We start from the raw sequence: 14,036 nt of genomic DNA on the forward strand, positions 1-14,036 counted from the left end.
ATTCTTAACCACAATACTAATGTTCTTAATATGAATGAAACATGAACAGCTACAGAAACCCGTTTACCAACGCGATAACACTGCAACAGGTGTAAATTGTGAACCAAATTGATCACAAAGTACTTGCGCACGATCTTTAAATACATCCGCGCCATAATGATTTACAAACTGTAAAACACCACCTGTCCATGCGGGAAAGCCTAATCCCATGATAGAACCGATATTGGCGTCTCGACTACTGGTGACAACACCTTCCTCATAGGCTCGAAGCGCTTCAAGTGATTGCACGAACAACAAACGATCTTTCGTTGTATCAATATCCCAGTTATCATTTGTTGGAAATAAGTCGACGAGGCCGGACCATAATTGTTTTTTGCCTTGCCTGTTATAATCATAAAAGCCTCTCCCAACCGATTTTCCTACACGTTTTAATGCAAGTAATTTATCTAACACATCATCAGCGGGGTTATTAAGGCGCTCCTTGCCTTCGGCTTTTAAATCTAATCGAGCTTGATTACGTACATTATCAATCAGTGACAAACTCACCTCATCAATAATCGCTAACGGTCCAACGGGTAATCCCGCCTGAAGCGCTGCATTTTCTATAACTTCGGCTGGTATCCCCTCACTTAGCATTCTCATCCCTTCAGAAACATAAGTGAAAAATACGCGTGAGGTAAAGAAGCCTCGACAATCGTTAACGACAATAGGCACCTTCCCTATTTGCAATACCAAATCATAAGCCGCAGCTAATGTTGTAGACGATGTTCTCTCACCTTTGATGATCTCAACCAGCGGCATTTTATCAACCGGAGAAAAGAAGTGCAGTCCAATAAAGTTTTCAGGTTTCGTTGATGCGTTCGCTAAACCAGTAATAGGTAACGTTGACGTATTTGATGCCATGATAATATCATCACCAGTTGCCAATAATATTTCAGTCGTTGCTTGTGATTTAACGCTACGATCTTCAAATACCGCTTCAATCACCATCTCACATTCCACCAAGTCCGCTGCATTTTTTGAAGGAATAATACGTTGCAATATTGCACCTTTTTCTTCATCAGGTAACTTGCAATTAGCGAGAATAGAAGCTGTGTATGACTTTGCAAATACGGCTTTTTCAATACTAATGTCCTTTAACACCACAGTAATACCATGACTCGCTAATGCATAAGCAATCCCCGCGCCCATCATTCCAGCACCTAGCACACCGACTTTGTTGAATTTCCTTAATGCATGACCTTCAGGGCGAGATGCACCCGCTTTAATTTCGTTATGTTGATACCAGAACGTGTTAATCATGTTTCTAGCGACTTGCCCTCGAATAACATGAATAAAATACCGCGTTTCTATCCGTAAAGCGGTTTCTATATCGACTTCTGCTGACTCCAGCATCACAGCTAATATCGCTTCTGGCGCGGGTAAGTTACCTTGTGTTTTTTGCTTTAATAGAGCTGACGCAGTAGTGATAAAGCTCGCTAATTTAGGGTCACTGACATTACCGCCTGGAAGTTGATAATCAGCGGATTCAAAACACTGGTATGTCGGTAATGATTGCGTCAATATCCAATTCGTTGCTTGGGCCATCATTTCCACATTTGATGACGCAATTTGATCTATTAGCCCCAACGCTAAGCCTTCTTGGCAGTCAAATTGCTTTCCTTTAAGTAAATAAGGCACGCTTGCTTGTAAACCAAGTAATCGTGTCATTCTGACAACACCACCAACACCGGGGATTAAACCTAACGTCACCTCTGGTAAACCAAGCACTACTTTTTTTGATAATGCAATACGATGATGACAGGCCAGTGCAAACTCCCAACCACTACCAAGTGCTGCACCATTTATACAGGCTACGACAGGTTTACCACATGTTTCTAACCATCTCATCGCCGCCTTTAATGAAGACAATAGCGCAAAACTTTCCTCAGTACTTGCCTCCACGCTTTGGCTCAATTCCGATATGTCACCCCCAGCAAAAAAACTCGCTTTATCTGAACGCAGAATAACACCAGTAAAGCTCATCTCTTTTAGGGTGCTAATCATTTCTATATAATCACGAATAAAGGCACGATCAAGTAAGTTAACCCTCGCATCTTCCTTATTCAAGATTAAATGTACAATGCCTGCATCGTCTTGCTTTAAACTGATTGATGACATAGTTTACCCCTCTACTCGTTCAATAATTGTCGCAATACCCATGCCGCCACCGACACATAACGTCACAAGCCCACGCTGTAAATGACGAGCTTCGAGTTCATCTAATAACGTGCCTAAAATAATGGCACCTGTCGCCCCTAATGGGTGACCCATCGCAATAGAACCGCCGTTAACATTGACAATATCAGCAGATATATCAAGCTCAGTCATGAAGCGCATAACAACCGCCGCAAACGCTTCATTCACTTCAAACAGGTCAATATCAGTAATAGATAACCCAGCAACAGCCAATACTTTTTTCGCTGCGGGAACGGGACCAGCCAACATCATCGTAGGATCAGAACCGACAACTGCGGTGGCAACAACTCTTGCTCTGGCTTTCAATCCCCATCGTCTACCAGCCTCTTCACTACCAAGGAGCACTAACGCGGCACCATCTACGATCCCAGAGGCATTACCTGGTGTATGCACATGTTGAATCTGTCCCACTTGTGGATAATGGCGTTTAGCGACACTATCAAAAATAGTTCGACCAAGATGTTCAAAAGCGGGATTAAGTTTTGCTAACGAAGTGACGGTACAATCTGGACGAACAAGCTCATCTTTATCCAGTAACAACGTGCCATTGCGATCATGTACAGGAACGACAGATTGATTAAATGCACCACGTTCCCAAGCTGCTGTAGCTCGTTGGTGAGAGCGTGCAGCAAATGCATCTACATCTTCACGGTTATAACCGTCAAGCGTTGCGATCAGGTCAGCGCCAATCCCTTGCGGCATATAATCTGTAGCGAGACTAGTTTCAGGATCCATCGACCAAGCACCACCATCACTGCCCATCGGCACTCGAGACATAGACTCAATGCCACCAGCTATCACCAGATGTTCCCAACCAGATCGTATTTTCATTGCCGCCATATTCACTGATTCAAGCCCTGATGCACAAAATCGGTTTAGACTCACACCTGCAACGTTATCTTTCCAACCAGCGACCAGAGCAGCCGTTTTAGCAATATCAGCCCCTTGATCAGCAATCGGCGTGACACAACCTAATACAATGTCGTCAACAGCATCAGTATCAAATCCATTTCGGGCATATAGATGATTAAGTAAATCAGCGAGTAAATTAACGGGCTTCACTTCGTGTAAAGCACCTGAGATTTTACCAAGGCCACGAGGGGTTCGAATTGCGTCATAAATGAATGCTTGCGGGATCATCACTATCTCCTAGATAGAAATAAAAGAGTGCGTCATCAAGTGAATTATTACTACTGGTTACACGAGTATCTTAATGCAAACAAAAAGTTATACATTACTACAACAATAGCACAACAACTGACGAACCTTTAACCCATGTACTTATCAATATAATTGAATACTGCTCGCTGAGTTACCACTGTTATCTTCCAGCGCGACATCAGCACCACGTTCAATGAGTAATAATCGAAGCTCTTTACGACCAAATAATGTCGCATACATAACAGCAGTCTGCCCTGCATTATTTTTCTGATTCGCATCACAATCACTTTTCATTAATGTCTTTGCAATAGTGAACTCAGCCCTAAAAATAGCAGCCATTAAGGCTGTATTACCTTTATTGTCCTTCGCACACACATTCGTTCCCCGTTGAATCAGCGTATTAACAACTGATTTTTGACCATGATATGTCGCAAGCATTAATGCGGTATACCCTTTATTATTTTTAATATCAATCGGTAAACCAGCATTCAAGAATTCAGTTACAACCTCATTATCACCTGTTCTCGCTGCTGCATAGTAATATGGGGTTAGATCTTCATAACCATGTTGCAAAGGTAATTCACTGGCATGTAAATTTACGATGACAAGTAAAGATAAAATAGGAGTAATAAATAATAGTGGGATTAGGTTTTTAGGGTTTAGCATATTTTAGCACTCAATTCATTTTGATAAATGCGAAAGGACCCCTTTAAAGAACTCCCTTTCGCATCGTATTAGTTCACTTATAAACTCATTGCCATCTTTTTAACTTTAGCAAGATCACCGTTTACCGCTTTGCTTAATTCAGTACCGTATTCAGTATCAGCTTTATAGAAAAAGCTCAGCATTTTATGTTTAACATCGCTATTTTGAACAGAGCCAAGATCACCCGATAAATTACGGATTAAATTACGCTGCTCTTGCTCAGTGAAACTACGATATAGATCACCCGCCTGTGTAAAGTTTAATTGCTTATAAATAGCACGTTGCTGCACATTACCAGTTAACGATGGCGTAGAGTGACGTGCTGATTCATCTCCAACAACACCTTCACTACTCGGCTGATAGTTAACATTAGACATTGTCGACCCCGTATTAAGCGCGCCATCTTGGTTATAATTAACCACATTTACCACAGGACGGTTAATCGGTAGTTGCTGGTGATTAGCACCTAAACGATACATTTGCGTATCAGAATAAGAAAATACGCGGCCTTGTAACAACCTATCTTCCGACGGTTCAATACCTGGGATAAGGTTCGCAGGGGCCATTGCTACTTGCTCAGTTTCTTGGAAGAAATTAGTTGGCATTCTGTTTAATGTCATCGTACCAACTTTCGTTTCAGCAATATTGGCCCACACTTTCGTTGCATCGAGCGGATTATAATCAAAATTATTTAGATCCGATGGGCTCATGACCTTGATATACAAGTCCCATTGCGGATATTGCTCTGCAGCAATGCTATCGTATAAGTCGCGTGTTAAGTGTTGAAAATCCTTCGACTGTACTTTAGCAACTTCGTCAGCATCTAAATTATCAATACCTTGTAAGCTCTTCCAGTGGAATTTCACATAACTAACGTCACCAGATTCATTAATCATCTTATACGCATGAACACCAAAACCATCCATTTTACGGTAGCTTGCAGGCGTACCATTGTCACTATATACCCACGTCAACATATGGATCGCACCAGGCTCATTTGAAAAGAAGTCAAACACACGATTAGCGTCTTGAATATTGGTCACTGGTGATGGTTTTAACGAGTGAACCATATCTGGAAATTTAATTGCATCTCTAATAAAGAACACAGGTAGATTATTACCAACCAGATCCCAATTTCCTTCATCTGTGTAGAACTTAGTGGCAAAACCTCTTGGGTCGCGAACTGTCTCAGGACTACCTTTACTGTGAATCACTGAAGAAAATCGCACAAATACCGGTGTTTCTTTACCTTTATCTGCAAACGGTGCCGCAGCAGTAATACCACTAAAATCAGTCGTCGCCACGAATACACCGTGCGCGCCAGCACCACGGGGATGCACTACGCGCTCAGGAATACGTTCACGAGCAAAACGTTGTAGCTTTTGAATTAATTGCACGTCTTCTAATAACACACTACCGTTTGAACCAGCGGTAATAGAGTTTTGGTTATCACCTACCGGAGCACCATTATCTCGAGTAAGTGTTTCTGCAGCGACATTGAAGGCAAGGCCCATACTTAAGGCAATCACTAAATACTTTTTATTAAAGTTCATTTTATAACTCACTCACACTTATAATATATATTATTGAAGCGAGCAGTCTAGTGTTATTACCTTCCGTTGTTAATACGTTATAACCTTACCGATTAAAAGGTAAAATCTATCTAAAACAATAACTAAGAGACACTCCCTATCAATGTGATAGACAATGTAAATGAATATCAAACTGGACTTTTATCGCTTAAGTACTGATAATCCTCCCACTAATAAATACTCAAAACAAATTAACTATGCCTCTTCGCGATTACCAACAAGCTGCTGTAGATGCCGCTTTAGCTCATTTTAGAAAATCAGATCAACCCGCGGTTATTACGCTGCCAACAGGGGCTGGTAAAAGCCATGTATTGGCCGAACTGGCGCGTCTTGCTCGACACCCCGTTTTGATTCTTGCCCATGTAAAAGAGTTGGTTGAGCAAAATCACAGTAAATTTGAACATGACGGTTTTCAAGCAGGCATTTTTGCTGCGGGACTCGGTAAGAAGCAAGACGGGTTTAAAACCACCTTTGCTAGTGTTCAATCACTTAGTCGAAACCTCGATAAATTTGATGGCTTCTTTTCATTGCTCATTATCGATGAATGCCATCGCGTCAGTTTAAGTGAAGATAGCCAATACCAAAAAGTCATCGCCCATTTAAAAAAGACCAACCCAAAACTGAAAGTACTTGGCTTAACCGCGACCCCCTATCGATTAGATAAAGGGTGGATATATAAGAAACATTATCAAGGATATGTCAGAACTGAAGATGAAACGCCATTCGAGAGTTGCATCTTTGAGTTACCACTACGTTATTTGGTGCAAAAAGGCTTCTTAACAACACCAACTGTTATTGATGCACCTGTTGCACGTTACCAGTTTGATGATTTACCACAAGAATATAATGAAGTACAACTCGATCAGTTTTTAGCTAAGGCCCCACGAGTCACACAGGCAATTTGTAAACAACTCATAGAACTAGCTGCAAACCGTGAAGGCATTATGATTTTTGCTGCCAGCATTAAGCATGCACAAGAGATCTTCAAACAATTACCAGATGGACAAGCCGCAATTGTCACAGGTAAAACGACAATTAAAGAACGTGATGAGTTGATCCGCCAATTTAAAGCTAAAGAAGTAAAGTATCTCGTTAATGTATCAGTATTAACAACCGGCTTTGATGCCCCACACGTAGATGTAATTGCCATTTTACGTCGAACAGATTCAGTGAGTTTATACCAACAAATTGCAGGACGCGGTTTACGCCTTGCTGAAGGCAAAACTGATTGCCTAATTATTGATTACGCAGGTAATGGGTTTGACTTATACCAACCTGAAATCGGTTCAACTAAACCGAACAGCAATAGTGACCTAGTACAAGTACCTTGCCCGAGTTGTGAATTTGCCAATCTATTTTGGGGAATAACAGATGCCGATGGTGACATCATTGAACATTATGGTCGTCGTTGCCAAGGGCTAATTGAAGCGAATAATGGCAGCGAAGAACAATGTAACTATCGTTTTAAATACAAGCAATGCCCACAGTGTAATGCCGAAAATGATATTGCCGCGAGAGAGTGTCAACAATGTCACGTAGACCTGATTGACCCCGATAATCAATTGAAAAAAGCACTGCAATTAAAGGATCGAAAAGTACTACGCTGTTCGGGTATTTCAGCTCAATCGGATGGTGATAAAATCAAAGTACACTACCACGATGAAGATGGAGACACAGTCAAAGAAACCTTCTACTTTAGTAATACTAAACAACGTCAGCGATTTTTAAGTATTTTTTCTAGAACGGTCACAGGTTCAGCTGTTACAGCCACAACAGCAGAACAGATTGTATCTAATATTCAACAGTTTGTAGCGCCCGATTTTGTAATCGCAAAAAAGGAAAAGTACTTTTGGAAAATAGAACATCGCATTTTCGATTATAAAGGGAATTATCGTAAAGCTAACCAGCAATAAAATCGTTAATGGTCATGTCGAGTTAAAAATAGGCGCTAACGACCAAAATTAACACAGTCGGCTGTCACTCTTTTACGAATGTTGTCAACACAAAAAACTAGTAAAACTACCTATTTGGTAAATATACGTAAATAATGCTGTAATATTTATAAAAGACTTGATTGAGCTTATTTAACATCTAGAATGAGTAGAACAAATACATCATCTGAACGAGCTATGGTAGTTTTTTATAAGACCGGCTCAGTCTCACCTCAGAACTTACATCATTTTTATATCGCGTATATAAATCTCGGAGTTTATTAAATCATGAAAAAGTGGACCGTCGTCATGTTACTAATTGCGCTGGCCTTATTTGGCAGTGTGATTGGCTTTAATCTTTTCAAACAAAAAAAGATTGCAGAATTTATGGCCAACAGACCAGAACCTGAGTTTCCTGTTACTGTTGTCGACACTAAGACATCAGATTGGATTCCTACAATTCAAGCAATTGGTTTCATCGAACCTAATCAAGGTGTCGATATTGCCAATGAAGTTGCTGGTAAAATCGATAGCATCTCATTTGATTCTGGTACAAAAGTTAAAGAAGGCCAACTTTTAGTTAGTCTTGATGCTGAAGTAGAAAAAGCAAATCTGAAAAGCTCGCAAGCAAAACTAAATGCAGCTAAATCTAAATTCTTACGTTATGAAGCGCTTTATAAAAAGAACGCTGTATCAAAAGAAGCATTAGATGAATCAGAAGCGTCTTACTCTTCATTACTTGCTGATATCGAAAGCCAAAAAGCAACAATTGAACGTCGTCAAATCACAGCACCATTCGATGGTGAAATTGGTTTACGTAACGTTTTCTTAGGTGAGTTTTTATCTGCGGGTTCATCAATCGTTCGTTTAGAAGATACAAGCGTTATGCGTCTTCGTTTTACGGTGCCGCAAACTCAAATTTCAAAAGTATACATAGGTCAAACAGTTGAAATTTTCGTTGATTCTTACCCAGAAACGGCATTCAGCGGTAAAATCAGTGCGATTGAACCTGCTGTTAACTTCCAAAGTGGTTTAATTCAAATCCAAGCTGATATTCCAAATAACGAATCACAACTTCGTTCAGGTATGTTTGCACGTGCGAATGTAATTTTGCCAACGGTTGAAGATCAAATTACGGTACCACAAACAGCAATCACATTTACGCTTTACGGTGACAATGTTTATCTTGTTAACGAAGACGAAAATGGTGATCTACGTGTAACACAATCTGTTGTTAAAGTGGGTGAACGTATTGGTGCAATTGCTCATGTATTGGAAGGCGTTAAAGCCGGTGACAAAATTGTCACATCAGGTCAAGTACGTTTAAGTAATCACGCGAAAGTGCGTATTATTGAAAACGATACATTGACAGTGCCAGCTGAAACACCAATGCTTTAATCGGAGGATACATGCGCTTTACTGATATTTTTATCAAGCGTCCTGTTCTAGCGGTATCTATCAGCTTTTTGATTGCGTTGCTTGGTGTTCAAGCAATTTTCAAAATGCAGGTGCGAGAATACCCTGACATGACCAATACGGTTGTTACCGTAACAACTGGCTACTACGGTGCCAGCGCCGATTTGATTCAAGGCTTTATTACTCAGCCCTTAGAGCAAGCGGTCGCCCAAGCCGATAATATCGACTTTATGACCTCATCAAGTGTATTAGGTAGTTCAACAATTACCATTACGATGAAGCTAAATACCGATCCGAATGCGGCACTATCTGATATTTTGGCTAAAACGAACTCTGTTCGTTCACAATTGCCAAAAGAATCTGAAGATCCAACCGTGACAATGTCTACGGGTTCAACAACGGCGGTAATGTATATTGCCTTTAGCAGTGATGAACTCTCTTCTAGTCAGGTAACCGATTATCTTGATCGTGTAATCAACCCGCAACTGTTCACCATTAATGGTGTTTCTAAAGTAGACATGTATGGTGGTATTAAATACGCACTACGTGTTTGGTTAGACCCATTAAAAATGGCCGCGTATGACCTTACCGCAACCGAAATTATGGGTGTGCTGAATAGTAATAACTATCAGTCTGCAACGGGTCAAGCTATTGGTGAATTCGTGCTTTACAATGGTAATGCCGATACCCAAGTAGGTAGTGTTGAAGATCTAGAACGTCTTGTTGTATCAGCAGATAAAGGTCAAGTGATTCGCTTAAGTGACATTGCAAAAGTGTCTTTAGAGAAGAGCCATGACGTTTATCGCGCATCTGCAAATGGTAAAGAAGCCGTTGTTGCTGCCGTTAACGCCGCACCAACAGCAAACCCTATTAACATTGCTGCTGATGTATTAAAGCTATTACCTGAACTTGAGCGTAACTTACCGACTAACATCAACATGAACGTGATGTATGACTCAACAGTTGCGATCAATGAATCAATCAAAGAAGTAATTAAAACGATTATTGAAGCAGCACTTATTGTAATCGTGGTAATTACCTTATTCCTTGGTTCACTGCGTGCCGTTATCATTCCAATCGTGACAATCCCACTGTCTTTGATCGGTGTTGCAATGGTTATGCAGATGTTTGGTTTCTCATGGAACTTAATGACACTGCTAGCGATGGTACTGGCGATTGGTCTGGTAGTAGATGACGCGATTGTTGTATTAGAAAATATTGACCGGCACATCAAACTCGGAGAGTCCCCTTTCCGAGCTGCTGTGATTGGTACGCGTGAAATTGCTGTACCTGTTATCGCGATGACATTAACACTGGGTGCGGTATATGCACCGATTGCGTTAATGGGTGGTATCACGGGTGCGTTATTTAAAGAATTCGCACTTACCCTTGCTGGTGCGGTATTCATTTCTGGTATTTTAGCACTTACATTGTCTCCGATGATGTGTTCTAAAATCTTATTAGCCAATGCGAAGCCAAGCAAATTTGAACAAATTGTTCATGCTTTCCTTGATCGTATGACTAACGGTTATGAAAGAATGATCAGTGCAGTAATGCACAAACGTCCGGTTATGATTGCATTCGCTATTATCGTATTTGCAGCTATGCCATTCCTGTTCAAATTTATTCCAAGCGAACTTGCACCGTCAGAAGACAAAGGTGTATTGATGATGATGGGTACTGCACCATCAAATGCTAACTTGGATTACATTCAAAACTCAATGAGTGAAGTTAACGCTAAGCTAAACGAACAGCCTGAAATTGCCTACGCTCAGATCTTCTCTGGTGTACCTAGCTCAAACCAAGCATTTGGTATTGCGTCTATGGTTCCTTGGAGTGAACGTGAAGCAAGCCAAGGCGAAGTTGTTGATCGTATTACTGGACTTGTTAAAGATGTACCAGGGATGTCAGTTATTGCTTTCCAAATGCCTGAATTACCAGGTGCTGGTTCTGGCTTACCTGTACAATTTGTGATTACGACACCGAATAGTTTTGAAAGTCTATTCCAAGTAGCGAGTGACGTATTAACAGAAGTACAATCTAACTCATTATTTGTGTATTCGGATTTAGATCTTAACTACGACTCTGCAACAATGAAGATTAACATTGATAAAGATAAAGCCGGTGCTTACGGTATTACCATGCAAGACATTGGTATTACACTGAGTACGATGATGTCTGACGGTTACGTTAACCGTATTGATTTAAATGGCCGTTCTTACGAGGTAATTCCTCAAGTTGAACGTAAATACCGTTTGAATCCTGAATCAATGAATAGCTACTACGTACGTGCAGCTGATGGCCGCGCAGTACCACTAGGCAGCTTAATCACGATTGATGTTGTAGCAGAACCACGTTCACTTCCTCACTTCAACCAACTTAACTCAGCAACTATTGGTGCTGTACCAAGTCCGGGTGTTGCAATGGGTGATGCGATCTCATGGTTTGAAAACACTGCATCATCGATGCTTCCAAAAGGTTATCGTTATGACTTTATGGGTGAATCTCGTCAGTTTGTAACAGAAGGTAGTGCCTTGTATATGACCTTTGCGCTTGCATTGGCAATCATTTACCTTGTACTGGCTATTCAGTTTGAATCAGCGCGTGATCCTTTAGTTATTATGGTATCTGTACCACTTGCTGTATCTGGTGCGTTAATATCACTGGCTTGGGGTTTATCAACCATGAATATTTATTCTCAGGTAGGTTTGATTACCCTCGTCGGTTTGATTACTAAGCATGGTATCTTGATTTGTGAAGTAGCAAAAGAAGAACAGTTACATCACGGTAAGAGCCGTACAGAAGCGGTAATTGAAGCAGCTAAAGTACGTTTACGTCCAATTCTAATGACAACAGCGGCAATGATTGCGGGTCTTATCCCGTTAATGTATGCTACTGGTGCAGGTGCTGAACAGCGCTTTAGTATTGGTCTAGTAATTGTATCTGGTCTTGCTATTGGTACACTGTTTACACTATTCATCTTACCGGTAATTTATTCATTCCTTGCGACTGAACACAAACCATTACCGATTTTCGTTGAAGACGAAGAGCTAGAAGAAAGTGATAAACAACATGCGATTGAATGTGCTAAAGCAGCAGCTTGTGAAGAAAAACCAGCAAGCTAGTGCATTGATTAGGGCTAAAATAACATGTCCTAATCAATTATAATTAGATATTCATTTAAAGAGGTCGCTTATGCGGCCTCTTTTTTTAGCCATCATTTTAAAGTCAGACGTGATATTCATTTTATGCTTCTCACTCTGTTACAGAGTATTCATTATGCCCACTTTAGATAAGCTCCCTATTCCATTACTTGGCTTTGCTGCTTTCAGCGGCACAGGTAAAACAACATTAATAACCCAGCTGCTACCAAAATTGATTGAACGTGGCTTACGTGTCGGCATGGTAAAACACAGCCATCATGATATTGAAATGGACAACCCGAATAAAGACAGCTATAAACTACGAAAAGCAGGTGCTTGTCAGATGGTATTAGCATCGCCGCACCGCACCATTTTATTCGCAGAGCAAGATGAGCCTGAAGAGCCGCAATTAATTACACAGCTTAATTGGTTAAATATCGATGAATTAGATTTGGTACTTGTAGAAGGGTTTCGTCATGAGGCGTTTACCAAGATAGAGCTTCACCGCCCTAGCTTAGGCAAACCAGTATTAGCAACTAATGACGAACATATTATCGCAATCGCCACGGATGCAGCGATTGATAAAACAGCGTTAAAAAATAAAACATTAACGTATTTAGATATGAATAATATTGATGAAATAAGTGATTTCGTGGTGCGATACAGCCAACAAATACTTACTTAAGTCAGTGATATAAACTACTTAAACGAACAAACAGAGCCAGATTATTTAATTGGCTCTTCTGCCACTACCTCAGTTAACTCGTTAAGATACTCTTCATAACTAGACTCTACATTTAAGTCACATGCCATTAAATCCGTCATGGCTATTTTTTCAAGATTTTCAAGCTCAGCTATATTTTCTTGTAATGCGACCTGCTGTTCACGCAGTTCGCTTAAACGGCTTCGACTCTGATGCAACATGTATAACATACGCGTTGCACTATCCGGTTTATCATCATATAAAGCTAAATAATGCTTCGCAGATTCCAAACTAATACCTAAACGTTTACTCCGTAAAATAATAATTAAGCGCGCTCGTTGACGGTAGTCATAGTACATAAACCGTCCTCGACGTTCAGATTGCAATAACCCTTTCGTCTCATAAAAGCGGATAGCGCGTCGCGTGATCGAAAACTCTTCGGAAAGATCAGCCGCGGTATAATACGTCGTCATTTAGTTAAACCCTTATTAATTACTATGTTTTACTCTGCAACGAATAATCTATCACAAATTAACCCTATTGCTTAATTTAAACCATAATTAGTGTTGCAAAGCTTATGTAATGCGAACTAAACACTGCAATGCATTGAGGTTAGTGATGAGAATACCCAAACTACAATCAAATCAATACTCGTGGTTTATACGCCCATTTTTATGGCTGCTCGCGAGAAATCAAAATACAACCTTAAAGCCAGCACAAATACTCGGACGTAGGCCTAAATTATTTACTGCTATTTTTCTATTATACCGAACTATTAATAGAAAAAGCTCCCCTATTCAACCTTATATTCATGCTCTATTAAGTGTGCGTGTTGCACAACTCAATCAGTGTGCGTTTACTATCGAACACGACTCCAAAATATTAAAGAATCTAAAAGAGAGACTAAACAAAGAAAAGTTATTAGATTGGCAAAACTGTGAAGACTTCAAACCACAAGAGTGTGCGGTGTTGGCTTATACAGATGCAATTACAAACACGGCATTGCATGTGACAGATAGGCATATGGATCAACTACGTCAGTACTATAATGACGATGAGATCATTGAATTAACCACCATCATTGTATTTCAAAACATGACAACAAAGTTTAACACTGCGTTTGATGTGTGCAGAAAAACCCTTTAAC

10 protein-coding genes are annotated in these 14,036 nt (G+C 40.4%); 5 read left to right on the forward strand and 5 right to left on the reverse strand.

The genetic code is table 11. The features are described from left to right. Positions 1-63: 63 nt before the first annotated feature. From HWV00_RS10675 to HWV00_RS10690, 4 genes are all read right to left on the reverse strand, one after another. Positions 64-2,160: a 3-hydroxyacyl-CoA dehydrogenase NAD-binding domain-containing protein gene (locus HWV00_RS10675; RefSeq protein ID WP_211681028.1), complete on the reverse strand. Its 2,097-nt coding sequence runs from the start codon at positions 2,158-2,160 to the stop codon at positions 64-66. A 3-nt stretch (positions 2,161-2,163) separates the two neighbouring features. Beyond that, on the reverse strand, positions 2,164-3,378 hold the full coding sequence (locus tag HWV00_RS10680) for an acetyl-CoA C-acetyltransferase (RefSeq protein ID WP_211681030.1): 1,215 nt from the start codon (positions 3,376-3,378) through the stop codon (positions 2,164-2,166). 144 nt (positions 3,379-3,522) lie between these two features. Continuing rightward, positions 3,523-4,065, reverse strand: coding sequence for an ankyrin repeat domain-containing protein (locus tag HWV00_RS10685; RefSeq protein ID WP_211681032.1), 543 nt, complete (start codon positions 4,063-4,065; stop codon positions 3,523-3,525). A gap of 77 nt (positions 4,066-4,142) precedes the next feature. Then, positions 4,143-5,657 (reverse strand): catalase, encoded by a 1,515-nt coding sequence (locus tag HWV00_RS10690; RefSeq protein WP_304610836.1) that lies wholly within the window; start codon positions 5,655-5,657, stop codon positions 4,143-4,145. A 236-nt stretch (positions 5,658-5,893) separates the two neighbouring features. On the opposite strand from HWV00_RS10690, the gene HWV00_RS10695 reads away from it, so the two are divergent. From HWV00_RS10695 to mobB, 4 genes are all read left to right on the forward strand, one after another. Continuing rightward, positions 5,894-7,609, forward strand: coding sequence for a DEAD/DEAH box helicase (locus tag HWV00_RS10695; RefSeq protein ID WP_211681034.1), 1,716 nt, complete (start codon positions 5,894-5,896; stop codon positions 7,607-7,609). 306 nt (positions 7,610-7,915) lie between these two features. Then, complete coding sequence (locus tag HWV00_RS10700; RefSeq protein ID WP_211681036.1) at positions 7,916-9,025, forward strand: efflux RND transporter periplasmic adaptor subunit; 1,110 nt, start codon at positions 7,916-7,918, stop codon at positions 9,023-9,025. Between the two features lie 11 nt (positions 9,026-9,036). Beyond that, positions 9,037-12,168, forward strand: coding sequence for a multidrug efflux RND transporter permease subunit (locus tag HWV00_RS10705; RefSeq protein WP_211681038.1), 3,132 nt, complete (start codon positions 9,037-9,039; stop codon positions 12,166-12,168). Positions 12,169-12,322: 154 nt separating this feature from the next. Then, positions 12,323-12,871 (forward strand): molybdopterin-guanine dinucleotide biosynthesis protein B, encoded by a 549-nt coding sequence (mobB, locus tag HWV00_RS10710; RefSeq protein ID WP_211681040.1) that lies wholly within the window; start codon positions 12,323-12,325, stop codon positions 12,869-12,871. 41 nt (positions 12,872-12,912) lie between these two features. Here mobB and HWV00_RS10715 read toward each other — a convergent pair whose 3' ends face one another. Next, on the reverse strand, positions 12,913-13,362 hold the full coding sequence (locus HWV00_RS10715) for a MerR family transcriptional regulator (protein WP_211681042.1): 450 nt from the start codon (positions 13,360-13,362) through the stop codon (positions 12,913-12,915). A gap of 145 nt (positions 13,363-13,507) precedes the next feature. Here HWV00_RS10715 and HWV00_RS10720 point away from each other — a divergent pair, with 145 nt between their 5' ends. Then, on the forward strand, positions 13,508-14,035 hold the full coding sequence (locus tag HWV00_RS10720; RefSeq protein ID WP_211681044.1) for a carboxymuconolactone decarboxylase family protein: 528 nt from the start codon (positions 13,508-13,510) through the stop codon (positions 14,033-14,035). The last annotated feature ends 1 nt before the right edge of the window (position 14,036 follow it).

The sequence above is a fragment of the Moritella sp. 24 genome (assembly GCF_018219155.1).
Classification (GTDB): Bacteria; Pseudomonadota; Gammaproteobacteria; order Enterobacterales; family Moritellaceae; genus Moritella.

Bases quoted from the DNA above. Each gene is read 5' to 3' on its own strand.
- HWV00_RS10695 (WP_211681034.1), top strand. From the start codon at position 5,894: ATGCCTCTTCGCGATTACCAACAAGCTGCTGTAGATGCCGCTTTAGCT.
- HWV00_RS10675 (WP_211681028.1), bottom strand. From the start codon at position 2,160: ATGTCATCAATCAGTTTAAAGCAAGACGATGCAGGCATTGTACATTTA.
- HWV00_RS10680 (WP_211681030.1), bottom strand. From the start codon at position 3,378: ATGATCCCGCAAGCATTCATTTATGACGCAATTCGAACCCCTCGTGGC.
- HWV00_RS10690 (WP_304610836.1), bottom strand. From the start codon at position 5,657: ATGAACTTTAATAAAAAGTATTTAGTGATTGCCTTAAGTATGGGCCTT.
- HWV00_RS10685 (WP_211681032.1), bottom strand. From the start codon at position 4,065: ATGCTAAACCCTAAAAACCTAATCCCACTATTATTTATTACTCCTATT.
- HWV00_RS10705 (WP_211681038.1), top strand. From the start codon at position 9,037: ATGCGCTTTACTGATATTTTTATCAAGCGTCCTGTTCTAGCGGTATCT.
- HWV00_RS10715 (WP_211681042.1), bottom strand. From the start codon at position 13,362: ATGACGACGTATTATACCGCGGCTGATCTTTCCGAAGAGTTTTCGATC.
- HWV00_RS10720 (WP_211681044.1), top strand. From the start codon at position 13,508: ATGAGAATACCCAAACTACAATCAAATCAATACTCGTGGTTTATACGC.
- mobB (WP_211681040.1), top strand. From the start codon at position 12,323: ATGCCCACTTTAGATAAGCTCCCTATTCCATTACTTGGCTTTGCTGCT.
- HWV00_RS10700 (WP_211681036.1), top strand. From the start codon at position 7,916: ATGAAAAAGTGGACCGTCGTCATGTTACTAATTGCGCTGGCCTTATTT.